We start from the raw sequence: 23,692 nt of genomic DNA on the forward strand, positions 1-23,692 counted from the left end.
AGAAAATTCTGACGTCAAAAAACATTTCCCTCTAAACCTCCTACGCTTCTGACTGTAAACTCCTACACGGCCGCCCATGTCGGGCCTTGCGAGCCACCGAGTTCGACATGACCCGCACCCATGAAATCCGCCCCGACCTGGACGAAGGCATCGACCGCAAGGTGCTGGCTCAGCTGCGCGCGCGCTTCATGGCCCTCAACGAAGGCCGCATGGCCCGCGCCATCGAGGGGCTAACGCCGCGCCAGCAAAGCGTACTGACACTGTTGCCGCTGTTTTTCCACGTCAATCACCCGCTCCTGCCAGGCTATGTGTCGGGCAGTACACCGGCCGGGCTGTCGAACTTCGAGCCTGATGCCCAGGCCCTGACCGAAGCCCAGCGCCTGACCCGTTCATTCTCCTACAAGCCGCGCCATGGCAACCCGCCCCGTCCGATCCATGGCCTGTTCCTGATGGGCAGCCTCGGCACCCTGGCCCAGGCAGACCAGAGCGATATGGATGTGTGGGTGTGCCACGCCGCCGACCTGGACGAAAGCGAACTGGCCGAGCTGCGCAAGAAATGCCAGCTGCTGGAGGCCTGGGCCTTGAGCATGGGCGCCGAGGCACATTTTTTCCTGATTGAGCCGACGCGCTTCGTACTGGGTGAGCGCGACACCCAACTGAGCTCCGACGACTGCGGCACCACCCAGCATTACCTGCTGCTGGACGAGTTCTACCGCACCGCCATCTGGCTGGCTGGCCGTACACCGATCTGGTGGCTGGTGCCCGTCTATGAAGAAACCCGCTACGCCGAATTCACCCACACGCTGATCTCCAAGCGCTTTATACGCGCCGATGAAACCCTTGACCTGGGCCACCTGGCACGCATCCCTCCGGGCGAATTCATCGGCGCCGGGTTGTGGCAACTGTTCAAAGGCATCGAGTCGCCCTACAAGTCAGTGCTCAAGCTGCTGCTGACCGAGGTTTATGCCAGCGAGCACCCAAACGTGCAGTGCCTGAGCCTGCGCTTCAAGCAGGCGGTGTTCGCCAACCAGATGGATCTGGATGAGCTGGACCCTTACATCGTGGTCTATCGCCGCATCGAGGAATACCTCAAGGTCCGCAACGAACCGGAGCGCCTGGAGCTGGTAAGGCGAGCGCTGTATTTAAAGGTCAACCGCAAGCTCAGCGCTGGCCAGCGTAGCTCTAGCTGGCAACACCTGTTGCTGGAGCGCCTGGCCCAGGAGTGGGGCTGGAACCCGCGCCAATTGGCCCTGCTGGACAGCCGCAGCCAATGGAAAGTGCGCCAGGTCGCCTCCGAGCGTCGCGCATTGGTCAGTGAGCTGAACTACAGCTATCGCTTCCTGACGCAATTCGCCCGCAGCGAACAGACAGTCAGCCTGATCAATAAGCGTGACCTCAATGTGCTCGGCCGCCGCCTATATGCGGCGTTCGAGCGTAAAGCCGGCAAAGTCGAGTTCATCAACCCCGGCATCGCCCCGGACCTGGCCGAAGACACCCTGACCCTGGTGCAATCGCCCAACCGCAAAGAGCCGGGCCAGCACCATTGGGGGCTGTACAACGGCAACCTCACCGCCCTGGAATGGGAGCACTTTGCGCCGATCAAGCGCAGCCGCGATTTGCTGGAAATGCTGACTTGGTGCCACCGCAACGGCGTGATCGACAGCAGCACTCGCCTGGCGCTGCACCCGGGCACCAGCGACATGACCGAGTTCGAGCTGTTCAACCTGCTGGGCAGCCTGCAGCAGAGCATTGCCCTACCCTTGCCCAGCGTCGCTGAAGAACGCCTGTTACGCTCGGCGGTGCCCGAAGAGGTATTGCTGTTGATCAACGTCGGCGTCGACCCGCTCAAGCATCACCGCGACCTGAATATCCTGATGACCACCGAGCGCACCGACTCCCTGAGCTACGCCGGTGTGCGCGACAACCTGGTGCTGACCCTCGACCAGGTCACCCTCAATAGCTGGAACGAGGTGATGGTCAGCCGCTACGACGGCCCCCATGCTCTGCTCGATTGCCTGCGCGACTACCTCAACCAGCTGCCATCAGATCACCTGCCGCGGCTACGGGTGCGCTGCTTCTGTCACAACCGTGCGCAGTTCATTGCCCAGCGCGTAGAAGAAATCTTCGACACGGCGCAGAACCTGCTGCTGGGGCAGGGCAATCACCGCTACTTGCTCCAGGTGCAACAGCACTATCACGTGATGGAGTTGATGCCCGGCCAGGCCACCCACGTATCACTGGCGACCCAGGATGCGCTGATCGCCTACCTCAGCGAAGAACTGGCCAGCTACAGCCCGCTGCACCTGGATGCCATGGCCCTGGAGGACCACGACCTGGCGCTGCTTTTGCCCATGGGTATGGCCGATTGCGTGCAAGTGTTCTACCGGGTCAATGAAGGCTTCGCCGAGCTGTATGTGCTGGATGAGTTCAACGCGCTCTGGCAGCAGCGCCTGCCGTTTCATGACGAGCAGAGCCTGTTGGCACCGCTGCAGCGCTTCCTGCAATCGATCATCTATCGCCGGGACGCGCTGTCGCCGCTGGACCCACAGGAACCGCTGGGCGCGGTGCAAACCCTGTACTACCAACTATTACCGTCAGGCAATAACCGTGCACGCGGCATAGAGCCTCGGCCAGCACCACAAAATCCGGCCAACAAGCCGTTTTATGACGTGCAGGCGATTATCGGCAAGGCGGCGCCGGGCCAAGTGGGGATTACCCTGTACTGCAATCAGCGGGAGTTTTCCGAACTGGAATTTGGCGACCAGCTGTTTGCAGTGGTCGCCCAGGAGATCGTCGGGCAGCGCCGCGAAACCGAGCGCTACCGCTGCTATATCACTGATCTGGACCTGTCGGGTCTGATCGGTGATGTGCAAAGCCCGAGCAATTTGTACCTGCGCTACAAGGCCGAGCTGGAGCAAGCGCTCAATGAAGCACTGAACCAGATTTAAAGCGAGAAAGCGCCGCCGTCTTTGGGCTGGCCTTCCACTTTGAGCAACTTGAGCTTGAGAGTCTTGCCGCCGGGAGCCGGCCAGTCGATATGCTGGCCCACTTGCAAGCCAAGCAACGCACTGCCCACCGGTGCCAGGATCGAAATCTTGCCTTCGTCGGCGTTGGCATCCTTGGGGTAAACCAGAGTCAGGTGATAGTCCTTTCCGCTGCTTTGCTCGCGGCAATGCACGCTGGAGTTCATGGTCACGACATTCGCAGGCACTTCATCGTGGCCAACCACTTCTTCGGCGCGGTCGAGTTCGTGTTGAAGGGCTTCGACACCCGGCGAGTCCTCGCCTACACGGTCGATCAGTTGCTCAAGACGCTGCACGTCGAGACGGGTAAGAATGATGGAAGGTGCGGTCATGATTCAGGCAGACTCCTTTTTTCTGCACAAAAAAGCAAAACCCCGCCAGGAAAAGGCGGGGTTCTCACGGACCTCGATGAGTTGAGGTGTACCCGGACACTACCACAGCACCGTAAATAAACAAGACGGGGTCAAGGCGCTGCCTTGCGCTGCTCGGCCTGGGCCACGATCACCCGCCGGCGCTGATCGTCGGCGGAGCGCCATTCACGGATGTCTTCCACGTGGCGGAAACAACCAAGGCAAACTTTCTCCTCGTCCAGCCGACACAAACTGATACAAGGTGACGGCACGGCCGGGCTGACATTGCTGAACAGCGGCTTCGGCGGACGTACAGGTGCAGGTTCGGTCACGATCAGTTCTCGTCGGGGTTCAGCTCATCGAAACTCAACTCGATGCCTGCCTGCTCCAGCGAGAGGCGCGCGAGCATTTCGCTGAGCAGCTCATCGCTGGTATCGCACTGCCAATTGCAGTCTTCTTCGTTGTAATCGAAGTGAAAACCACCGGAACGTGCCGCCAGCCACAGTTGGCGCAACGGTTCCTGGCGACTGAAGATCAGTTGAGTGCCGTTCTCGAACTTGACGGTCAGCACCCCGGCCGAGTTTTCCAGGTCCACATCCAGGCCGCTGTCGTCGAAAATATCTTCCAGCGCCTGCTGGGTCGAATCCACCAGGTCGTGAAAACGGGCTTCGGTCAAACTCATTGTGGCAACCTCAAAAGTGTCTGGTTTTGCTCGAGCGGCGCACGATACGGGCGAGCCCCGCCGATTGCAAAGGATACCGATTTCATCACAACTGACGGCATGAAATATCCCCCGCCAGCGTAGCCCGTTTCTCAACCCACTCAGCAAAGCCCCGCCGGACGGGTATTCCAGCGCATAGGCAAGCTGGCAGGTGGTCGGTATACTCGGGCGCAATTAATGCATATTCAAGGATTTCGCCATGAAGCGCCTGATCTCTTCCCTTGCTGCGCTCGTCGCGGTCGCCTGCCTCGTTAGTGCCTGTGGTCAAAAAGGCCCGCTGTATCTGCCTGATGACAGCAAAGACCCGAATGAACAGGCGCAATCGTCGCAAAAAGCGCACAAGCACGACACTTACTAAGGGTAAATCATGGACGCTTTTAACTACCGGGACGGCGAGCTGTTCGCGGAGGGCGTGGCGCTGTCCGCGATTGCCGAACGCTTTGGCACCCCGACCTATGTGTACTCGCGCGCGCACATCGAAGCGCAATACCGCTCGTTCACCGATCCGCTGGACGGCGTGCCGCACCTGGTGTGCTATGCGGTGAAGGCCAACTCCAACCTCGGTGTACTCAATGTCCTGGCGCGCCTGGGCGCTGGTTTCGACATCGTGTCCCGTGGCGAATTGGAACGTGTTCTGGCCGCAGGCGGCCAGGCTGACAAGATTGTGTTCTCCGGCGTCGGCAAGAGCCGCGAAGACATGCGTCGTGCCCTGGAAGTCGGCGTGCATTGCTTCAACGTCGAATCCACCGACGAGCTGGAGCGCCTGCAGGTCGTCGCCGCCGAAATGGGCGTTCGCGCGCCGATCTCACTGCGCGTCAACCCGGACGTCGATGCCGGCACCCACCCGTACATTTCCACCGGTCTCAAAGAGAACAAGTTCGGCATCGCCATCGCCGACGCCGAGGACGTGTACATCCGTGCCGCCCAACTGCCGAACCTGGAAGTACTGGGCGTCGACTGCCATATCGGCTCGCAACTGACCAGCCTGCCCCCGTTCCTTGATGCCCTGGACCGCCTGCTGGCGCTGACCGATCGCCTGGCCGAGTGCGGCATCTACCTGCGCCACATCGACCTCGGTGGCGGCGTGGGTGTGCGTTATCGCGATGAAGAGCCTCCGCTGATTGCCGACTACATTGCCGCCGTGCGTGAACATATCGGCGGCCGCGACCTGGCGCTGTTGTTCGAACCAGGCCGCTATATCGTGGCCAACGCCGGCGTGCTGCTGACCCAGGTCGAGTACCTCAAGCACACCGAGCACAAGGATTTTGCGATCGTCGATGCCGCGATGAACGACCTGATCCGCCCGGCGCTGTACCAGGCCTGGATGGATGTCACCGCCGTAACGCCTCGCGACAGTGAAGCCCGCGCCTATGACATCGTCGGCCCGATCTGCGAAACCGGCGACTTCCTGGCCAAGGATCGTCAACTGGCCCTGGAAGAAGGCGACCTGCTGGCCATTCATTCGGCCGGTGCCTACGGGTTTGTCATGAGTTCCAACTACAACACCCGCGGGCGTACCGCCGAGGTGCTGGTGGACGGTGATCAAGCGTTTGAAGTGCGTCGCCGCGAGACGGTAGCCGAGTTGTATGCTGGCGAAAGCCTGCTGCCGGAGTAAGCCATGCTGCTGCGTTTTACCAAGATGCACGGACTGGGCAATGACTTCATGGTCCTTGACCTGGTCAGCCAGCACGCGCACATCCTGCCCAAGCACGCTAAACAGTGGGGCGACCGTCATACCGGCATCGGCTTCGACCAGTTGCTGATCGTTGAGGCGCCGAGCAACCCGGAGGTGGATTTCCGTTACCGGATCTTTAACTCCGACGGCTCCGAGGTGGAACAATGCGGTAACGGCGCCCGCTGCTTCGCGCGCTTTGTGCTGGACAAGCGCCTGACCGCCAAGCGGCAGATTCGCGTCGAGACCAAGAGCGGCGTGATCGAACTGGATGTCCGCAGCGACGGCCAGATCAGCGTCAACATGGGTGCACCGCGCCTGGTGCCGGCGGACATTCCGTTCCAGGCCAGCGAGCAGGCCACGAGTTACACGCTGGACGTTGAAGGCAAGGCCGTCGACATCGCCGCAGTGTCCATGGGCAACCCCCATGCAGTACTGCGGGTCAACGACATCAACAATGCCCCCGTGCATGAACTGGGGCCGAAGATCGAACACCACCCGCGCTTTCCGGCACGGGTCAATGTGGGCTTCCTGCAGGTGATCGACCGTTCCCGCGCGCAATTGCGTGTGTGGGAACGCGGCGCCGGCGAAACCCAGGCCTGCGGCACCGGCGCCTGCGCCGCTGCCGTAGCCGCAATCAGCCAGGGGTGGATGGATTCGCCGCTGCTGATCGACCTGCCAGGTGGACGCCTGTCCATCGAATGGGCAGGCCCCGGCCACCCGGTGATGATGACCGGGCCGGCCACGCGCGTATACGAAGGACAGGTCCGTCTATGAGTGAGCCAAGCAAATGACCGATAAGCCTCAAGTACCCGCACAAGCATCCCCGAGCGAAAGCCTGGAGGCCGCCGCTGTCGCGGCGTACCTTGAGGCTCATCCGGACTTCTTCGTTGAGCATGAAGAACTGTTGCCGGCCTTGCGCATCCCCCACCAGCGCGGCGATACCGTGTCACTGGTGGAGCGGCAGATGAAGATCCTGCGCGAGCGCAACATAGAAATGCGCCATCGGCTCTCGCATCTGATGGACGTGGCCCGCGACAACGACCGCCTGTTCGACAAGACCCGCCGCCTGATCCTGACCCTGATGGACGCCACCAGCCTGGAAGAAACGGTGATCGCCGTGGAAGACAGCCTGCGCCAGGATTTCCAGGTGCCCTTTGTCAGCTTGATCCTGTTCAGTGACAACCCGATGCCGGTGGGACGCTGGGTCAGCGGCAGCGAAGCACAGACCGCGATCGGCGGCCTGCTCTCCGAAGGCAAGACCATCAGCGGCACCTTGCGCGAGCACGAACTGGACTTCCTGTTTGGCGCGGAACAACGCCAGCAGATCGGCTCCACCGCCGTCGTTGCCCTCAGCCACCAGGGCCTGCACGGCGTACTGGCCATCGCCAGCCGTGATCCTGCGCACTACAAGAGCTCGGTGGGCACCCTGTTCCTCACCTACATCGCCGAAGTCCTGGGCCGCGTGTTGCCGCGTTTCACTACCGCCCTGCGCGCGGTGCGCTAGCCATGGAACGGCAACTGGACGCCTACTGCGCTCACCTGCGCAGCGAGCGCCAGGTGTCGCCCCACACCCTGGAAGCCTACCGACGGGACCTGAACAAGGTCCTGGCCTACTGCGAGAAACACCAGATCGCCAGCTGGAAAGCCCTGGATATCCAGGGCCTGCGCAGCCTGATCGCGCGCCTGCACCAGCAAGGCCAATCCTCACGCAGCCTGGCCCGGTTGCTGTCGGCGGTGCGCGGCCTCTACCACTACCTCAACCGTGAAGGCCTGTGCGATCACGACCCAGCCAACGGCCTGGCCCCACCCAAGGGCGAGCGGCGCCTGCCCAAGACCCTCGACACCGACCGCGCCCTGCAACTGCTCGACGGCGCGGTCGAGGATGACTTCCTGGCCCATCGCGACCAGGCGATCCTCGAACTGTTCTATTCTTCGGGCCTGCGCCTATCGGAGCTGACGGGGCTGAACCTCGACCAACTGGACCTGGCGGACGGCCTCGTGCAAGTGCTCGGCAAAGGCAGCAAGACCCGCGTGTTGCCAGTGGGCAGGAAGGCCCGGGAAGCCCTGCAACTGTGGTTGCCGCTGCGCGCCCTCACCAACCCGGCCGATGATGCGGTGTTTGTCAGCCAGCAAGGTCGGCGCCTGGGGCCACGGGCCATCCAGGTACGGGTCAAGGCGGCGGGCGAACGCGAACTGGGGCAAAACCTGCACCCGCATATGCTGCGGCACTCCTTCGCCAGCCATCTGCTGGAATCATCCCAGGACCTGCGCGCAGTACAGGAACTGCTCGGCCACTCCGATATCAAGACCACGCAGATCTACACCCACCTGGACTTCCAACACCTGGCAACGGTGTATGACAGTGCCCATCCACGGGCCAAACGTATCAAGGGCGGCGACTCATGAGTATCAAGCTGATCACTTTCGACCTGGACGACACCCTCTGGGACAACGTCCCCGTCATCGTAAGCGCCGAGGCGTCAATGCGCGAATGGCTGGCCACCCATGCCTCCAAGGTCGGCGACTTGCCCCTGGAGCACTTCGCCAGCCTGCGCCAGCAAGTGCTGCAACGTCATCCCGAACTCAAGCACCGCATCAGCGTCCTGCGCCATCGAGTGTTGATGCATGCGTTTGAAGAGGCCGGTTATCCACAGCCTCAGGCCACCGAAATGGCCGATGTGTGTTTCGAAGCGTTCATTCACGCCCGCCATCAGCTCACGCCCTTCCCCGAAGCCGAGCCGATGCTGCAAGCGCTGCGCCAGCACTTTCTGCTGGGTGTGATCACTAATGGCAATGCCGATGTGCAGCGTGTGGGCCTGGCGGACTACTTCCACTTTGCGCTGCGTGCCGAAGATATTGGGATCGCCAAGCCGGATGCGCGCTTGTTTCAGGAAGCGCTGCAGCGCGGCGGAGTGGATGCCAGTGCGGCGGTGCATGTTGGCGATCACCCCGGGGACGACATTGCCGGGGCGCAGCAGGCGGGGCTGCGGGCGGTGTGGTTCAACCCCAACGCCAAGGCATGGGAAGCAGATAAACGCCCCGACGCGGAGATTCGTAGCCTCACGGAGCTGCCGGAATTACTCCGCAAGTGGCAGTAGCACTGGAGATCCAAATGTGGGAGGGGCAAGCCCCCTCCCACATTTGGATCACCACAAAGCTCAAATAAATCAGAAAGCATGAAAAAGCCCGCAGCGACGGCGGGCTTTTTCATACAGGCATGCGGCGGGCCTTAGATAGGCCGGCTGCCATACTTGTTGTCAGGCTTCTTGGGCGGATCTGCAACCACGTTGGGCTCGACTTCAACCACCTTGCCGCCTTTAGCGAGGAACTCTTCCATCGCGCGGGCCAGCGCATCGCGTTCTTTGTTCTTGGCTTCAACGCTCGGCAATTCGTCTACCGAAACAGCAGCCTTCGCCTTGCCCTTGGCAGCCGGAACAGGAACATCGTCACCGCCATCGTCGTCGGCAACGTCTTCCGCCGCCGCTTCAAGGCCTTCTTCGGTGTCGTCTTCGTCACCTACTTCCAGTTCGTCGTTTTCCAGATCATCGTCGCTCATGTTCTACCTCATGACTTGCGAAAAGCAGATTAGTTATAGCCCAGCCTCACCCTCTGTCGAGGTCGCCGGAAAAAAATCAACATCCACCGGATAACCAGTGGCTTATGCCCCATCACCGTGCAAGGTGGCGAGGACTTTACGAGCACCACCATGATCACGGTGCTCGCCCAGATAAACACCTTGCCAGGTCCCCATCGCCAAGCGGCCGGCCTTGACCGGCAAACTCAGCTGGCAGCCCAGGAGACTGGCCTTGAAGTGCGCCGGCAGATCGTCCGGGCCTTCGTCGTTGTGTTCAAACCCCGCACGCCCTTGCGGCACCAGCGAGTTGAAGAAACGCTCGAAGTCACGACGAACCGCCGGATCGGCATTCTCGTTGATGGTCAACGAAGCCGAGGTATGCTGCAGCCACAGGTGCAACAGGCCCACGCGGCATGCCTTCAACTCAGGCAAGCCGGCAAGCAACTCATCGGTTACCAGGTGAAAACCCCGGGGCTTGGCCCGCAAGGTAATCAGGGTCTGTTGCCACATACAGTTCTCCGCCCATCGGCGCGCATTCTAGCGCGCTCTGGGAAAAAACAAAGTGCCGAATACGCCTACATGGCTGTAAGACATTCGCACGCTTACAAGTACCGTGTGCGCGCCATCACAAACTTTGCGCTAAAACCGGTACAGCTTGTTATGACTGACAAACGCCAGGCAAAAAAATGCCCGGCAAGCCGGGCATCTTTTTTTTGCGTACTTACAAGTTGTAGCCGCGTTCGTTGTGTTGCGCCAAGTCGAGGCCGACAGCCTCTTCTTCTTCGGTAACCCGCAGGCCCATGACCATGTCCAGCACCTTGAGGATGATGAAGGTCACAATAGCCGTATAGATCACGGTGAAGCCGACGCCTTTGCACTGAATCCAGACTTGGGCCGCCACATCAGTCACGGTGCCGAAGCCACCCAGTGCCGGCGCTGCAAACACACCGGTGAGGATTGCGCCGAGGATACCGCCGATACCGTGAACACCGAAGGCGTCCAGGGAATCGTCGTAGCCCAGTTTGCGTTTCAGGGTCGTCGCGCAGAAGAAGCACACCACACCCGCCGCCAGGCCGATGATCAGCGCGCCCATCGGGCCCACAGTGCCGGCTGCCGGCGTAATTGCCACAAGGCCCGCCACCACACCCGAGGCGATGCCCAGGGCACTTGGCTTACCGTGGGTGAGCCACTCGGCGAACATCCAGCCCAGCGCAGCGGCAGCAGTAGCGATCTGGGTCACCAGCATTGCCATACCGGCAGTGCCGTTGGCCGCAGCAGCGGAACCAGCGTTGAAGCCGAACCAGCCCACCCACAGCATGGCCGCACCCACCAGGGTGTAACCCAGGTTGTGTGGCGCCATTGGCGTGGTTGGGAAACCTTTACGCTTGCCGAGGACCAGGCACGCGACCAGACCGGCCACACCGGCGTTGATGTGCACCACGGTACCGCCAGCGAAGTCCAGCACGCCCCAGTCACCCAGCAACGAACCCGGACCGCCCCAGACCATGTGGGCAATCGGTGCGTAGACCAGGGTGAACCAGACGCCCATGAAGATCAGCATCGCGGAGAACTTCATACGCTCGGCGAAGGCGCCGACGATGAGCGCCGGAGTGATGATGGCAAAGGTCATCTGGAAGGTGACGAACACCGCCTCAGGGAACAGCGCCGCCGGGCCGGTGATGCTGGCAGGGGTCACACCCGACAGGAACAGCTTGGACAAGCCGCCCACAAAGGAGTTGAAGTTGACGACGCCTGCTTCCATACCCGTGGTGTCGAACGCCATGCTGTAGCCGTAGACGAACCACAGGATGGTGATCAAGCCGGTAATGGCGAAGCACTGCATCATCACGGAAAGAATGTTCTTGGAGCGCACCATGCCGCCGTAGAACAAGGCCAGGCCGGGAATGGTCATGAACAGCACCAGCGCGGTGGATGTGAGCATCCACGCCGTGTCGCCGGAATTGAGGACTGGAGCCGCCACTTCGTCTGCCGCCATGGCCAGGCTTGGCATTACGATGGACAACAGGGCTCCGAGCCCTGCGAATTTACGCAGAGTCATATTGTTTTCTCCTGGGGCGTTGGGGTTTGGCGGCTTAGATTGCGTCGGTATCGGTTTCGCCGGTACGGATGCGAATAGCCTGTTCCAGATTGACCACGAAGATCTTGCCGTCACCAATCTTGCCGGTGTTGGCGGCCTTGGTTATCGCCTCGATAACCCGGTCAAGATCCTTGTCGTCAATGGCGACATCAATCTTCACCTTCGGCAGGAAATCGACCACGTATTCCGCGCCGCGATACAGCTCGGTGTGACCCTTCTGCCGACCGAAGCCTTTGACCTCAGTAACGGTAATGCCCTGCACGCCGATCTCGGACAACGACTCGCGTACATCGTCCAACTTGAACGGCTTGATGATGGCAGTGACTAGCTTCATGAAAACTCTCTCCCGAATTGGTGGACTTGCCCCAGGAAAACAAACCCGTCTCAAGTCTAAGCGCAGTGCCTGGCTTTGTAACGCGTCGTCGCAAGAGCAGTTGCCGTTGCAACGCCAGCGAACCACTGGTGACGAAACCTGTACCCCTGATCCGTCGGCGCACTGCATTCGTCACAGCGACTGCATCAGTGCATGGGTCATGATCGTCTAAGCAGAAACCTTGCCAGCTCCGTAAAAATCACTGAAATCAGTCCTTTGCTCCGCTACGCCCACCTGCGAGGCTTTTTGGCGGCGCCATTGCGCACGAAAACAGTGCGCAGACGCCCGCCCCCATGCGCGAAAAGCGTGCGCCTGCGGCCGTGGAAATGACTATAGACGCTGCGTGATACACTGCCCGCCAACAGTTTTCCGGAATATTTCCCATGCTCGCGCCCAAAGACCTCCTCGACGCCCTGAGCGGCCACGCCTCTCGCCTGTTCAGCGGCGACACCCCGCTGCCCCGCAATGAAATCGAAAGCCAGTTCAAGGCGTTGCTGCAAAGCGGCTTCAGCAAGCTGGACCTGGTGAGCCGGGAAGAATTCGATAGCCAGATGGTCGTACTTGCCCGCACCCGTGCGCGCTTGGAGAGCCTGGAGGCGAAAGTTGCAGAGCTGGAAGCGCGGTTGAACCCTCCTGCGGAATAAATGCGATCAGTGTGGGAAGGGGCTTGCTCCCTCCCACATTTGCTCTACCTTTTGTTCTGGATACGTTCTGTAAAACCTCCCCGCCTCGCTCTTCCCCACCTCGTCTACCCTTGAAAAACCGCAGGAAGCGGCCACCTCTTTCAAGGAACGAGCATGTCCCTCGCCATCGTCCACAGCCGCGCCCAGGTCGGCGTCGAAGCCCCTGCCGTCACCGTCGAAGTGCATATGGCCAACGGGTTGCCGTCGCTCACCCTGGTGGGGCTGCCAGAAACCGCGGTCAAGGAAAGCAAGGACCGCGTACGCAGTGCCATCCTCAACTCAGCGCTGCAATATCCTTCCCGCCGTATCACCCTCAACCTCGCGCCCGCCGACCTGCCCAAGGACGGTGGGCGCTTTGATCTGGCGATCGCCCTGGGGATCCTGGCGGCGAGTGTGCAGGTGCCGGCGTTGATGCTGGATGACGTGGAGTGCCTGGGGGAGTTGGCGTTGTCCGGCGAGGTGCGGGCGGTAAAAGGCGTATTGCCCGCCGCATTGGCGGCGCGCAAGGCCGGGCGCACCGTGATAGTGCCGCGGGCGAATGCCGAGGAAGCGTGTCTGGCATCCGGGCTGAAGGTCATTGCCGTGGATCACCTGCTGCAGGTGGTGGCACACCTGAATGGGCATGCACCGATTGAGCCCTATAAGTCTGACGGGTTGCTGTATTCGAACAAACCCTACCCGGACCTGAGTGAAGTTCAGGGCCAGCTGTCAGCCAAGCGCGCACTGCTGATTGCAGCAGCGGGCGCACATAACCTGCTGTTCAGCGGGCCACCAGGTACCGGCAAGACCTTGCTCGCCAGCCGCCTGCCCGGGTTGCTGCCGCCATTGAGTGAACAGGAAGCACTGGAAGTGGCGGCGATTCAATCCGTGGTCAGCCTGGCACCGCTGAGCCATTGGCCCCACCGGCCGTTTCGCCAGCCACACCATTCAGCCTCCGGTCCGGCACTGGTGGGCGGCGGATCGAAACCGCAACCGGGGGAAATCACCCTGGCCCATCATGGAGTGCTGTTCCTGGATGAACTCCCGGAGTTTGATCGCAAGGTGCTGGAGGTCTTGCGCGAGCCACTGGAGTCGGGGCACATCGTGATTTCCCGCGCCCGTGACCGAGTGCGCTTCCCCGCGCGCTTCCAACTGGTGGCGGCGATGAACCCCTGCCCCTGCGGTTATATGGGCGCGCCCTGCAACCGATGCCGTTGCACGCCCGAGCAAATCCAACGCTATCGCAACAAACTCTCCGGGCCCTTGCTGGATCGGATCGACCTGCACTTGACGGTCGCCCGCGAAATCACCGCGCTGAACCCGACCCCACAGCCCGGCGGCGACACATCCACCGCCTCCGCGCTGGTCGCCCAGGCTCGAGAGCATCAACAGCGGCGCCAGGGTTGCGCCAATGCGTTCCTGGATCTCTCTGGGTTGCGCCAGCATTGCGCGCTGTCCAAGCCGGATGAAGCCTGGCTGGAAAGCGCCTGCGAGCGCTTGACCCTGTCCCTTCGAGCCGCCCACCGCCTGCTCAAGGTCGCCCGCACTCTGGCGGACCTGGAGCGCGCAGACACTATCGGCCGCAACCACATTGCCGAAGCACTGCAATACCGGCCCTCGGCCTCCAGCCAAGTCGACGGCGCAAACGGCTAGAAACACCCCTCGGCGATACACCGGGCGACGGCGGCACAGCGCAACCACGCGTTCACGCACCTGTAGGTCGTTAACGGCTGATTGGCGCGCATCATTGGGCCGCTCCCTTCGCCGTCACCACCGGCTCGGAGACCGGCGCCACAGTCGCCCGACGACGGGGCAGGCGGCCGTTCAGCAGCACATACGCGGCCAATCCGATCAACAACCCCCAAAACGCTCCACCGATCCCCAGCAGGGTGATGTTTGCGGCGCAGGCCAGAAAGGTGATCAGCGCAGCTTCACGGGATCGGGTGTCCGCCATGGCGTTGGCCAGGCTGGTGCCAATGGTGCCCAACAGCGCCAAGCCGGCCAACGTGGTGATAAACGCCGACGGGAACGCCATGAATACGGCGGCCAACGTCACCCCGAACACCCCGACAAGGATATAGAACACCCCTGCGGCAACACCCGCGAGCCAACGTTTGGACGGGTCTTCCGAGGCTTCCTTGCCCGTGCAGATGGCCGCCGTGATGGCCGCGATGTTGAACGCGTGCGAGCCGAATGGCGCCATCAACAGCGAGCCCAGCCCGGTCACTGCCAGGATGGGGTTGGCGCTGGTCTTGAAGCCATCATTGCGCAACACCAGCATGCCCGGCATGTACTGGCCCGTGAGGGTGATCAGGAACAGCGGCAATGCCACACTGAGGAGCGCATTGACGGAGAATTCAGGCTGGGTGAAAACCGGCGCGGCCCATTGCAGGGACAATCCCGATAGATCCACTCGCCCTTGCACCAGCAGCAATACCAGCCCGAGCACCAGAATTCCGACGACCGCGTAGCGCGCGGTAAACCGCTTGAACCCAACGTAAGCGGCAATCAGCAACCCCACCAGGGCAGGGTCCAGGCTCATGCCACTGAATGCGCCGATCCCGAACTGCAGCAGAATGCCGGCCAGCATGGCGGCCGCAATGCCTGGCGGAATCAACCGAATGACTTTTTCAAAGCAGCCGGACAACCCGAGCAGCACAAATGCCACGGCCGAAATGATGTACGCACCGACCGCCTCGGCATAAGGCGTGGTCGACAATGCGACGATCAGAAACGCCGCCGCGGGAGTCGACCACGCGGTGATGATCGGCTCACGACTCACCCAACTGAGAGCCAGCCCCGTCACCCCAACACCGATCGACACCGACCAGACCCACGAAGCGGTCAGCTCCGCGCTGAGCCCGGCCACCTTGGCGGCCTGGAACACCAGGATGAACGTACCGCCATAATTGACGATGACTGAAATCAGACCGGCTACCAGGGGGTGAAACAGGTCGCGTGGGCGCAGCGAAGACGACGATATCGAAGAAGACATGAGGGCATTGCTCCTTGCCATACGAGAAATAGAGCCTCACGCAGTGGGTTGCTCACCAACGTGAAGGCTGTGGCTCAGACCCAAGTCTACGGATAGACTGGCCTGCCATTACCGGCCAATTCTTCGGGGAAAGGCAGACCGCATGGCGAAAACGTTCGAGCTTGAAACCCTGAAAATGCGCCTTGACGATGTGCAGCTCCAGGGGTTGGGCCTGCACCAGCGAATTCAACGCGCGCTGCGGGCGTTGATCCTCGACGGGGCACTGGCGCCCGGCCTGAAGCTGCCCGCGACGCGGGTGTTGGCCAAGTCATTGGGGATCGCACGCGATACGGTGGAGAACGCCTACGTGCAGTTGCAGCGCGATGGCTTTATCGCGCGGCGCGAAGGTTCCGGCAGTTATGTGTGCGAGGCCCTCGGCACCGAATTGCGCGGCGGGTCCGGCCGCCGTATCAAGGCGCAGGCAGGCAAAAGCAGTCTCGCGCCCCTCGGCACCGGCTTGAGCCAGCGCGGACGGATGATCCTCGACAGCGGTGGCGTAAACGACCAGCAGGTGATCAAAGCCTTCGCCACGGGCCTGCCTGAAACCCGCTCCTTTCCCACCGACGTCTGGGAACGCCTGCAACGTCAGGTGATGAGGGACTCTCGCAGCAGCGTGCTGTTGCACGGCGACCCGCAAGGGGCCGAGCCGTTGCGCAAAGCCATCGCTACGTATTTGAACCTTGAACGCGGCGCCCAGTGTTCGCCCGACCAGATCCTGGTGCTGAGCAGCACGCGCCAGGCGCTTTTTCTATGCGCGCAGTTGCTGGTGGACGTCGGCCAGCCGATCCTGCTGGAAAACCCGGGCTACTACGGCGCCAGGAAGGCTTTTGAAACCGCCGAGGCCAAGGTCGTGCCCATCGATGTCGATGAATCGGGCATCCGCACCGACCTGCTGCACGCCGACCGCAGCGGCGCCCACTGCGTGTATGTCACGCCCTCCCATCAATACCCGACCGGCGCCACGCTGACACTGGAACGGCGGCTTGAGCTGATCAACTGGGCGGCGGAAAAAGGCAAATGGGTCATCGAAGATGACTACGACAGCGAGTTCCACTACGACGGCAAACCCACGGCCTGTGTACAGGGCTTGGACAAGTACCAGCGCACGCTTTACCTCGGTACCTTCAGCAAGACCCTCTTCCCCGGGCTGCGCATGGGCTACATGGTGCTGCCCCCTGCGCTGGTCAAAGCCTTCACCTATGCTCGCAGCATGATGGACGGCCACACGCCTCAACTCCTGCAATTGACCCTGGCGCGTTTTATGGAGGACGGTCATTACAACGCCCATGTGCGCGCAATGCGCAAACTCTACGCCGGGCGCCAAACCGTCATGCTCGATGCCATCGGCAAGCATCTGGGCGGCGTGGTCACGGCATGCCGCCCCCAAGGCGGGCTGCAAATTCCCTGCGTGCTCCATGAGGGTTGGTCGGAAGAAAAAACCATCCACAAGGCCGCCAGCGCGGGTGTGCAACTGTCCGGCCTGAGTCGGCTATACGCCGGCACCGCACAGAAACAGGGCTGGCTATTGGGCTACTCGTCCTTGACCGCCCATGAAATCGAAATCGCCATGCTGCGCCTGGCTAACGCACTCAAGACCCGCTAGACACACGCCCTGGGCCGCCTTCAACGAAAACGATCCACCTCGTGCCGCAAGCTTGCCGCCAGCGTCTCCAGTTCCTTGGCGGTAATGGCCAGGTTGGACACCACCTCACGCTGCTCGCTGTTGGCCAGCGCAATGCTCTGCAAGTTGCTGCTCAGCAAGGTCGCCGTGCTGCTCTGTTCCTGGGTGGCGGTGGTGATCGCAGCAAACTGCTGACCGGCCGAGCGGCTTTGCTCGTCGATCCGCGCCAGCGCCGAAGCCACGTCGGCATTACGCGCCAGGCCTTCCTGCATCAGTGCATTGCCGTGTTCCATGGTGCTGATGGCGTTGCCGGTTTCCTGCTGGATGCTCTGGATCATCCCGGAAATTTCGTCGGTCGCCTGGCGGGTGCGCGACGCCAGGTTGCGCACTTCATCGGCCACCACCGCAAAGCCACGGCCTTGTTCCCCGGCGCGGGCGGCTTCGATGGCGGCGTTCAGTGCCAGCAGGTTGGTCTGTTCGGCAATCGCGGTGATCACCCCGACGATGCCGCCAATTTCCTGGGAGCGCTGGCCCAGGGTGTTGATGACGGTGGCAGTGCTGTTCAGCGCGGTCGCGATATGCTCCAGGGACGACGACGCCTCTTGCATGGACGTGCGCCCGATACGGGTCTGCTGGGCATTTTCCTGGGCCAGGCGTTCGGTATTGCCCATGTTGTCAGCGATATTCAGTGAGGTGGCGCTGAACTCTTCGACCGCGCCGGCCATGCTGGTGATCTCGCCAGACTGCTGCTCCATGCCTTCATAGGCGCCGCCGGATAACCCGGACAGTGCCTGGGCACGGCCGTTGACCTCTTCAGCCGCCTTGCGGATATGCGAAACCATGGTCGACAGCGCTTCCCCCATCTGGTTGAAGCTGCGTGCCAGTTGGCCGATCTCGTCATGGCTGGACACATTGAGGCGTACGCTCAAGTCACCCGCGCCCAGGGCTTCGGCCTGGCGTACCAGGTCACTCAAGGGGGCCAGCTTGCTGCGCAACAACCAGACCGTTGCCCCCACCGCCAGCAGCATCGCCAGCACACTGCCGATCACCAGGCGAATACCGACGCCCCAGGTCACCGAGCGAATCTCGGCCTTGGGCATGCTCGCAACCACCGACCACGGGCCGCCCTCGAACGGCACCGAGACACTGTAGAAATCTTCGTTCTTGTCGCTCCAAAAGCGGCCCTTGCCTGGGGTCTTGGCCAGGTCCAGCATCACCGGAACCGCTTGATCCAGCGCCTGCACGCCTGCGGGTGGCACCAGCCAGCGTTTCTGTTCATCCAACAGGGCCAGTGAACCGGTCTGGCCGATGCGGAAGCGCTTGAGGTTGTCGAACTGCGCGTTCTGCGCGTCGGTGTAGTCGAAGCCGACAAACAACACCGCGATAACTTTGCCAGCCGCGTCACGCACGGGCGTGTACTGGGTCATGTAGGAACGTTCGAACAACACGGCGCGGCCGACATAACTCTGCCCCGCGAGCAGGCGCTGATAGGCCGGGTGCTGGTGGTCCAGGGCCGTACCGATGGCGCGGCTGCCATCCTGTTTGGTCAGGGAGGTGCTGATGCGGATAAAGTCTTCGCCGCTGCGCACAAACACGGTGGCCACGCCGCCGGAGGTGTCCTTGAATTCATCGACCTCATCGAAATCATTGTTCAACAGGTCACTGCCCAGGTAGAGGGCCGGGGTCTGTACGCCAGCCACAGCCATCTGCTGATCACCGTGCACGCTCAAACCCGCGCCGAAACGCTTTTCAAACAGCCCGCTCAAACGCTGAGTGCTCTCGCGCAAGGTGCTGTGGAAGGTATTGAGTTGGTCGGCAAGCAAGAGCGCCTCGCTGGCCAAGTGCTCCTCGCGGGTGGCGAGGTTGGCGGAGTCAAGGGAACGCAAGGCGAAAACAGTGCTGCCGCTGATAACGACAGCCAGAATCACGGCTAATGCGAGACCTAACTGGGAAGCGATCCGGGCACGAGGTTGAGACATGACAGCTCCTGGCCGAGGCCAGGATCATCCTGATCTCATAGCGCTGCTCGGCGAATTATCTGGTGGGTAACGTTGGTGCACGATAGTTCCAACACCCCTACTTCGGCGGGCTTGGGCAATACTTGAGCTATTCACAGGGGTATCACGCAAACGGTTGCGAGAAAGCGCTGAAGCGATTCAATCGAGACGCTCGACTGCCGGCAGCACCATCGCCTGCACTTCGCCCTGCAGAAACTCCGCCAGCCGACGCAAGCGCTCGCCACCCGGGCGGGTTTTCGGCCACACCAGGTAGTAACTTTCACCACTGGCGACAGCCGTTGGCCACGGCAGGCTCAGCCTTCCCTGGGCGACGTCCTCGGCCACCATCAGTAAATCGCCCATGGACACCCCGTAGCCGCGCGCAGCGGCGATCATGCCCAGCTCCAGGGTATCGAACACCTGCCCACCCTTGAGCGACACCTGGGAAGCCAGGCCCATGCGCTCCAGCCAACTGCGCCAGTCCCGACGGTCGGGCGTGGGGTGCAGCAACTCGGCGGTGGCCAGGCGGCTCACGTCCCAGGGACCGTCACTCAACAGGTTCGGCGCACCCACCGGAATCAATAACTCCGGGAACAGGTAGCTGGCCTCCCAATCCGCCGGAAAATGCCCATCGCTCAACAACACCGCGCAATCGAATGGCTCCTGATTGAAGTCCACTTCATCCACGCTCATCCATGCGCTGGTCAGTTGCACCTCGTTGCCCGGCTGCAAATGCCGGAAGCGACTCAGGCGCGCCAGCAGCCAGCGCATGGTCAAGGTGGACGGCGCTTTCATACGCAGGATGTCGTCTTCGGCATTGAGGGTATGACAGGCCCGTTCCAGCGCGGCAAATCCCTCGCGCACGCCAGGCAACAGCAGGCGCGCGGCTTCGGTGAGCTGCAGGTTACGGCCGCTGCGCTGGAACAGGCGGCAGGCGAAGTGCTCTTCCAGGGTGCGGATGTGTCGGCTCACTGCGCTTTGCGTAATCGACAGTTCTTCAGCGGCGCGGGTGAAGGAGTTGTGCCGCGATGCGGCTTCAAAGGCCCGCAAGGCATACAGCGGAGGAAGACGACGAGACATAGGGAAAGCTCCGACAGCGCAATGGGCAAACCCTACCAGAATCAATCAGGCATGAGTTTTAATCATGCAAACGATCGCTTTTATCCCTTTGTGCAATGGGCTGAGAGCGCCGAGAATCAACCCCTCCCCAATTCTCTGACTTTCTGAGCGTGATGATCATGCGGCATCCGGCACGTACCGAACTCTGGGCCATTCTGCGGTTGTCAGGGCCGTTGATTGCCTCCCAGTTGGCGCACATGCTGATGGTGCTGACCGACACCCTGATGATGGCGCGCCTGAGCCCTGAAGCCCTGGCCGGCGGCGGCCTCGGCGCGGCGACGTATTCGTTTGTAGCGATTTTTTGCATCGGCGTGATTGCCGCCGTGGGCACCCTTGTTGCCATCCGCCACGGCGCGGGCGATATCGAAGGCGCCACGCGCCTGACCCAGGCCGGGCTATGGCTCGCCTGGCTGATGGCGCTGGTGGCGGCCTTGCTGCTGTGGAACCTCAAGCCGGTGCTGTTGATGTTCGGCCAAACCGAAACCAACGTGCACTCGGCGGGGCAATTCCTGACGATCCTACCGTTCGCCCTGCCCGGCTACCTGAGTTTCATGGCCCTGCGCGGTTTTACCAGCGCCATCGGCAAGGCCACACCGGTCATGGTGATCAGCCTCGGCGGCACGGTGGTCAACTACTTGCTCAACCATGCCTTGATCGAAGGCATGTTCGGCTTGCCGAAACTTGGCTTGATGGGCATCGGCCTGGTCACGGCGATCGTCGCCAACAGCATGGCGCTGGCGCTGATGTGGTACATCCGCAGCAACCGGGCGTATGCGGCCTACCCGCTAAGCAGCGGCCTGCTGCGTCTCAACACTCAATACCTGCGCGAGCTGTGGCGCCTGGGCCTGCCGATTGGCGGTACTTATGCAGTGGAAGTCGGGCTGTTTGCCTTCGCCGCACTGTGCATGGGCACCATGGGCAGTACGCAATTGGCGGCGCATCAGATTGCCCTGCAGATAGTTTCGGTGGCATTCATGGTTCCGGCGGGGTTGTCCTACGCGGTGACCATGCGCATCGGCCAGCATTATGGCGCCGCCCAACTGCTGCAGGCGCGCATGGCTGGCCGAGTCGGCATCGGCTTTGGCGCAGTGGTGATGCTGGGGTTTGCCCTGGTGTTTTGGCTGTTTTCAGACCCGCTGATCGGGCTGTTCCTCGACCATAACGACCCGGCGTTTCACGATGTCATCGTGCTGGCTGTCAGCCTGCTGGCCGTCGCCGCCTGGTTCGAGCTGTTCGACGGCGTGCAGACCATCGCCATGGGCTGTATCCGCGGGCTCAAAGACGCCAAGACCACGTTCCTGGTAGGACTTGGCTGCTACTGGTTGATCGGCGCGCCCTCCGCCTGGTTGATGGCCTTCACCTTGGGCTGGGGGCCGACTGGCGTATGGTGGGGCTTGGCGCTGGGCCTGGCCTGCGCGGCCGTCAGCCTGACGTGGGCGTTTGAGGCAAAAATGAAACGCATGATTCGCCAGGAGCCTGAAACACAGCCAGCATTTCAGACCGCACAGACAGAATAAAAACCCTGCTCAACCCAGCAACGCCTGCTGGCTTTTCCCGAACGTCAGGTATTCCACCAACTCGGGCAACGGCAGCGGCTTGCTGATCAGGTAACCCTGGGCCTGATCGCAACCGAACAAGCGCAAGAGCGCAAGCTGTTCCGGGGTTTCGACACCTTCGGCCACCACTTCAAGATTCAGGTTGTGCGCCAGGTTGATCATCGCGTGCACCAGCTTGCGGTTCTCTTCCCGCTCCTCCATTCCACCGACAAAGCTCTTGTCGATCTTCAACAAGGCAATCGGCAGGCTGTTGAGGTGCACGAACGACGAGAAGCCGGTGCCGAAGTCATCCAGGGAAAACCGCACACCGAGGCGGCCAAGGGCATCCATGGTCTGCTTGACCAGGTCACTGCGCCGCATGACAGCGGTTTCCGTCAGTTCGAATTCAAGCCATTGCGCATCCACACCGCACTCCGCAATCAGTCGGCTCAGGGTCGAGAGCAACTGACTGTCCTGGAACTGGCGAAACGACAGATTGACCGCCATGTGCAATGCCGGCAGGCCACGTTCGCGCAGGTCTTGCATGTCACGCAGGGCACGGGCGATCACCCAGTAGCCCAGCGGTACGATCAGGCCACTCTGTTCGGCCAAGGGCACGAACTCGCTGGGCGGCAACAGGCCGCGCTCACCGTGGCGCCAGCGCACCAAGGCTTCCAGGCCGACGATATGCCCGTCGTCCAGGTCCAGACGCGGCTGGTAGTGCAGCTCCAGCTCATCACGGCGCAAGGCGCGCCGCAGTTCGCTTTCCAGGTCGGCCAGGCTGCGGGCGTTGCGGTTGATACGTTCGTTGAAGATATGAAACGTGCAGCCCTGGGTACTCTTGGCCTGCTGCATGGCGATGTGGGCATGCCACATCAGCGGGTCGGCGCCCGCGCGAGCACGGGCGTGCGCCACGCCCAGGCTGCAACCGATCAGCAGGCTTTCGCCGTCCACCCAATAAGGCTCGGCCATGACTTCGGTGATGCGTTCGGCCATCCATTCGGCACGCTGAGGAGCGCGACGGGTGTCGATCAGCAACGCGAACTCGTCGCTGCCCAGGCGCGCCAGTTGGTCGCCGGCCTCAAGCTGGCTCTTGAGCCGCGAGACCACTTGCAGGATCAGTCGGTCGCCGGCCTGGTGACCGAGGGCATCGTTGGCATGGCGGAAGTTATCGAGGTCCAAATGACCGAGGGCCAGGCCGCGGCCGTCGTTCTCAGCCAGGCGCGCAGCCAGCAGGGTCTGGAAACCCTGGCGGTTGGCGATACCTGTGAGCGGGTCCTGTTCGGCCAGGCGTTGCAGGGTGTTTTCCAACAGGCCACGCTCGCGCACATGGCGCAGGCAGCGGCGCAGGGTGTCGGCGTCCAGGGCATGACGGACCAGCCAGTCACTGACCCCCAGTGGCGCAACCAGAGGCTCCTCCTCCAGCAACAACACGCACGGCAGGCTGCAACGCCCAGGGCCGGGTTGCAGGCAGGGCGTGGTCAACAGCACGGCAGTGTGGTCGTCATCGAACAGACGACTCACCGAGTCCCAGTTGGGTGCGCTGATCAGCACAGCCCCATCGCCCATCGGCGCCAGGCACTCGCGCAACAACGCTGCCCACGCTGGCTCATCGGCCAGTAGCAGCAAACGCAAGGGTTCGACAGGCGTAGACAAGCTAGCTCCCTAGACTCTGCAAAATATCGATGGCGGTGGGCATTATGACGTGCGGTCTGATAATCACCAACGATAGGGGTTATCAAATGCGCAGACTGTAAACATTCGTATAAATACACACACATCCTGCGGCAAAGTATCAAAACCGGCAAATTTAGATCGAGTGGTACGTCACACCGTCGATCCAGGGCAGCAGAATCTTGCCAGCCTGTTAAAATGCCCGCCCTTTTGAACAACGACTCCTGAAATTCCGT

Annotated in this window: 22 protein-coding genes; 11 read left to right on the forward strand and 11 right to left on the reverse strand. The window is 61.8% G+C overall.

Features of this window, described 5'->3' with window-relative positions; all coding sequences use genetic code 11:
• Positions 1–107 precede the first annotated feature (107 nt).
• Positions 108–2,948 carry a class I adenylate cyclase gene (locus P2T68_RS35040; protein WP_277378888.1) on the forward strand — a complete coding sequence of 947 codons (2,841 nt, stop codon included), beginning with the start codon at positions 108–110 and terminating at the stop codon, positions 2,946–2,948.
• Here P2T68_RS35040 and rnk read toward each other — a convergent pair.
• From rnk to cyaY, 3 genes are all read right to left on the reverse strand, one after another.
• The gene (gene rnk / locus P2T68_RS35045; protein ID WP_024078061.1) at positions 2,945–3,355 is read right to left on the reverse strand and encodes a nucleoside diphosphate kinase regulator; all 411 of its coding nucleotides are present in this window, start codon (positions 3,353–3,355) and stop codon (positions 2,945–2,947) included. The genes P2T68_RS35040 and rnk overlap by 4 nt on opposite strands.
• A gap of 131 nt (positions 3,356–3,486) precedes the next feature.
• A complete protein-coding gene (locus P2T68_RS35050) occupies positions 3,487–3,705 on the reverse strand; it encodes a DUF1289 domain-containing protein (protein ID WP_024078062.1) in 219 nt (72 codons plus the stop codon).
• 2 nt (positions 3,706–3,707) lie between these two features.
• Positions 3,708–4,055 (reverse strand): iron donor protein CyaY, encoded by a 348-nt coding sequence (cyaY, locus tag P2T68_RS35055; protein ID WP_024078063.1) that lies wholly within the window; start codon positions 4,053–4,055, stop codon positions 3,708–3,710.
• 238 nt (positions 4,056–4,293) lie between these two features.
• Here cyaY and P2T68_RS35060 point away from each other — a divergent pair, with 238 nt between their 5' ends.
• Genes P2T68_RS35060 through P2T68_RS35085 form a run of 6 tightly spaced genes read left to right on the forward strand, consistent with a single transcriptional unit; the run spans position 4,294 to position 8,867 of the window.
• The gene (locus P2T68_RS35060; protein WP_024078064.1) at positions 4,294–4,452 is read left to right on the forward strand and encodes a lipoprotein; all 159 of its coding nucleotides are present in this window, start codon (positions 4,294–4,296) and stop codon (positions 4,450–4,452) included.
• 9 nt (positions 4,453–4,461) lie between these two features.
• A complete protein-coding gene (lysA, locus tag P2T68_RS35065) occupies positions 4,462–5,709 on the forward strand; it encodes a diaminopimelate decarboxylase (protein WP_024078065.1) in 1,248 nt (415 codons plus the stop codon).
• Positions 5,710–5,712: 3 nt separating this feature from the next.
• The gene (dapF, locus tag P2T68_RS35070) at positions 5,713–6,543 is read left to right on the forward strand and encodes a diaminopimelate epimerase (protein ID WP_024078066.1); all 831 of its coding nucleotides are present in this window, start codon (positions 5,713–5,715) and stop codon (positions 6,541–6,543) included.
• Positions 6,544–6,556: 13 nt separating this feature from the next.
• Positions 6,557–7,273: a DUF484 family protein gene (locus P2T68_RS35075; RefSeq protein ID WP_024078067.1), complete on the forward strand. Its 717-nt coding sequence runs from the start codon at positions 6,557–6,559 to the stop codon at positions 7,271–7,273.
• Positions 7,274–7,275: 2 nt separating this feature from the next.
• The gene (xerC, locus tag P2T68_RS35080) at positions 7,276–8,175 is read left to right on the forward strand and encodes a tyrosine recombinase XerC (RefSeq protein ID WP_024078068.1); all 900 of its coding nucleotides are present in this window, start codon (positions 7,276–7,278) and stop codon (positions 8,173–8,175) included.
• A complete protein-coding gene (locus P2T68_RS35085; RefSeq protein ID WP_069077279.1) occupies positions 8,172–8,867 on the forward strand; it encodes an HAD family hydrolase in 696 nt (231 codons plus the stop codon). Before xerC ends, P2T68_RS35085 begins: the two co-directional genes overlap by 4 nt.
• 131 nt (positions 8,868–8,998) lie before the next feature.
• Here P2T68_RS35085 and sutA read toward each other — a convergent pair whose 3' ends face one another.
• From sutA to glnK, 4 genes are all read right to left on the reverse strand, one after another.
• Positions 8,999–9,325 carry a transcriptional regulator SutA gene (gene sutA / locus P2T68_RS35090; RefSeq protein ID WP_010567186.1) on the reverse strand — a complete coding sequence of 109 codons (327 nt, stop codon included), beginning with the start codon at positions 9,323–9,325 and terminating at the stop codon, positions 8,999–9,001.
• A gap of 102 nt (positions 9,326–9,427) precedes the next feature.
• Complete coding sequence (locus tag P2T68_RS35095) at positions 9,428–9,853, reverse strand: secondary thiamine-phosphate synthase enzyme YjbQ (protein WP_017845176.1); 426 nt, start codon at positions 9,851–9,853, stop codon at positions 9,428–9,430.
• Between the two features lie 211 nt (positions 9,854–10,064).
• Positions 10,065–11,402 (reverse strand): ammonium transporter, encoded by a 1,338-nt coding sequence (locus tag P2T68_RS35100; protein ID WP_024078070.1) that lies wholly within the window; start codon positions 11,400–11,402, stop codon positions 10,065–10,067.
• 34 nt (positions 11,403–11,436) lie between these two features.
• On the reverse strand, positions 11,437–11,775 hold the full coding sequence (glnK, locus tag P2T68_RS35105; RefSeq protein ID WP_002555808.1) for a P-II family nitrogen regulator: 339 nt from the start codon (positions 11,773–11,775) through the stop codon (positions 11,437–11,439).
• A 422-nt stretch (positions 11,776–12,197) separates the two neighbouring features.
• Between glnK and P2T68_RS35110 the strand changes: the two genes are divergently transcribed.
• Together P2T68_RS35110 and P2T68_RS35115 are read left to right on the forward strand one after the other, a co-directional pair.
• Complete coding sequence (locus P2T68_RS35110) at positions 12,198–12,458, forward strand: accessory factor UbiK family protein (protein WP_010567183.1); 261 nt, start codon at positions 12,198–12,200, stop codon at positions 12,456–12,458.
• A 153-nt stretch (positions 12,459–12,611) separates the two neighbouring features.
• On the forward strand, positions 12,612–14,129 hold the full coding sequence (locus P2T68_RS35115) for a YifB family Mg chelatase-like AAA ATPase (protein ID WP_069077278.1): 1,518 nt from the start codon (positions 12,612–12,614) through the stop codon (positions 14,127–14,129).
• A 91-nt stretch (positions 14,130–14,220) separates the two neighbouring features.
• Here P2T68_RS35115 and P2T68_RS35120 read toward each other — a convergent pair whose 3' ends face one another.
• The gene (locus tag P2T68_RS35120) at positions 14,221–15,471 is read right to left on the reverse strand and encodes a benzoate/H(+) symporter BenE family transporter (protein WP_277378889.1); all 1,251 of its coding nucleotides are present in this window, start codon (positions 15,469–15,471) and stop codon (positions 14,221–14,223) included.
• Between the two features lie 142 nt (positions 15,472–15,613).
• Here P2T68_RS35120 and P2T68_RS35125 point away from each other — a divergent pair, with 142 nt between their 5' ends.
• Positions 15,614–17,113, forward strand: a complete 1,500-nt coding sequence (locus P2T68_RS35125) for a PLP-dependent aminotransferase family protein (RefSeq protein WP_150054425.1) — start codon at positions 15,614–15,616, stop codon at positions 17,111–17,113.
• 20 nt (positions 17,114–17,133) lie between these two features.
• On the opposite strand, the gene P2T68_RS35130 is transcribed toward P2T68_RS35125, so the two are convergent.
• Together P2T68_RS35130 and P2T68_RS35135 are read right to left on the reverse strand one after the other, a co-directional pair.
• Positions 17,134–19,110, reverse strand: a complete 1,977-nt coding sequence (locus tag P2T68_RS35130; protein ID WP_277378890.1) for a methyl-accepting chemotaxis protein — start codon at positions 19,108–19,110, stop codon at positions 17,134–17,136.
• Between the two features lie 177 nt (positions 19,111–19,287).
• A complete protein-coding gene (locus tag P2T68_RS35135) occupies positions 19,288–20,208 on the reverse strand; it encodes a LysR substrate-binding domain-containing protein (RefSeq protein ID WP_024078075.1) in 921 nt (306 codons plus the stop codon).
• Positions 20,209–20,360: 152 nt separating this feature from the next.
• On the opposite strand from P2T68_RS35135, the gene P2T68_RS35140 reads away from it, so the two are divergent.
• Complete coding sequence (locus P2T68_RS35140) at positions 20,361–21,764, forward strand: NorM family multidrug efflux MATE transporter (RefSeq protein ID WP_102625039.1); 1,404 nt, start codon at positions 20,361–20,363, stop codon at positions 21,762–21,764.
• 9 nt (positions 21,765–21,773) lie between these two features.
• On the opposite strand, the gene P2T68_RS35145 is transcribed toward P2T68_RS35140, so the two are convergent.
• On the reverse strand, positions 21,774–23,438 hold the full coding sequence (locus tag P2T68_RS35145) for a bifunctional diguanylate cyclase/phosphodiesterase (protein ID WP_024078077.1): 1,665 nt from the start codon (positions 23,436–23,438) through the stop codon (positions 21,774–21,776).
• Positions 23,439–23,692: the final 254 nt, after the last annotated feature.

Source organism: Pseudomonas sp. G11 (assembly GCF_029457515.1).
Lineage (GTDB): Bacteria > Pseudomonadota > Gammaproteobacteria > Pseudomonadales > Pseudomonadaceae > Aquipseudomonas > Aquipseudomonas gorinensis.

Coding starts and splice junctions, on each gene's coding strand:
- P2T68_RS35040 (WP_277378888.1), top strand. CDS start 108: ATGACCCGCACCCATGAAATCCGCCCCGACCTGGACGAAGGCATCGAC.
- rnk (WP_024078061.1), bottom strand. CDS start 3,355: ATGACCGCACCTTCCATCATTCTTACCCGTCTCGACGTGCAGCGTCTT.
- cyaY (WP_024078063.1), bottom strand. CDS start 4,055: ATGAGTTTGACCGAAGCCCGTTTTCACGACCTGGTGGATTCGACCCAG.
- P2T68_RS35060 (WP_024078064.1), top strand. CDS start 4,294: ATGAAGCGCCTGATCTCTTCCCTTGCTGCGCTCGTCGCGGTCGCCTGC.
- lysA (WP_024078065.1), top strand. CDS start 4,462: ATGGACGCTTTTAACTACCGGGACGGCGAGCTGTTCGCGGAGGGCGTG.
- dapF (WP_024078066.1), top strand. CDS start 5,713: ATGCTGCTGCGTTTTACCAAGATGCACGGACTGGGCAATGACTTCATG.
- P2T68_RS35075 (WP_024078067.1), top strand. CDS start 6,557: ATGACCGATAAGCCTCAAGTACCCGCACAAGCATCCCCGAGCGAAAGC.
- xerC (WP_024078068.1), top strand. CDS start 7,276: ATGGAACGGCAACTGGACGCCTACTGCGCTCACCTGCGCAGCGAGCGC.
- P2T68_RS35085 (WP_069077279.1), top strand. CDS start 8,172: ATGAGTATCAAGCTGATCACTTTCGACCTGGACGACACCCTCTGGGAC.
- sutA (WP_010567186.1), bottom strand. CDS start 9,325: ATGAGCGACGATGATCTGGAAAACGACGAACTGGAAGTAGGTGACGAA.
- P2T68_RS35095 (WP_017845176.1), bottom strand. CDS start 9,853: ATGTGGCAACAGACCCTGATTACCTTGCGGGCCAAGCCCCGGGGTTTT.
- P2T68_RS35100 (WP_024078070.1), bottom strand. CDS start 11,402: ATGACTCTGCGTAAATTCGCAGGGCTCGGAGCCCTGTTGTCCATCGTA.
- glnK (WP_002555808.1), bottom strand. CDS start 11,775: ATGAAGCTAGTCACTGCCATCATCAAGCCGTTCAAGTTGGACGATGTA.
- P2T68_RS35110 (WP_010567183.1), top strand. CDS start 12,198: ATGCTCGCGCCCAAAGACCTCCTCGACGCCCTGAGCGGCCACGCCTCT.
- P2T68_RS35115 (WP_069077278.1), top strand. CDS start 12,612: ATGTCCCTCGCCATCGTCCACAGCCGCGCCCAGGTCGGCGTCGAAGCC.
- P2T68_RS35120 (WP_277378889.1), bottom strand. CDS start 15,471: ATGTCTTCTTCGATATCGTCGTCTTCGCTGCGCCCACGCGACCTGTTT.
- P2T68_RS35125 (WP_150054425.1), top strand. CDS start 15,614: ATGGCGAAAACGTTCGAGCTTGAAACCCTGAAAATGCGCCTTGACGAT.
- P2T68_RS35130 (WP_277378890.1), bottom strand. CDS start 19,110: ATGTCTCAACCTCGTGCCCGGATCGCTTCCCAGTTAGGTCTCGCATTA.
- P2T68_RS35135 (WP_024078075.1), bottom strand. CDS start 20,208: ATGTCTCGTCGTCTTCCTCCGCTGTATGCCTTGCGGGCCTTTGAAGCC.
- P2T68_RS35140 (WP_102625039.1), top strand. CDS start 20,361: ATGATCATGCGGCATCCGGCACGTACCGAACTCTGGGCCATTCTGCGG.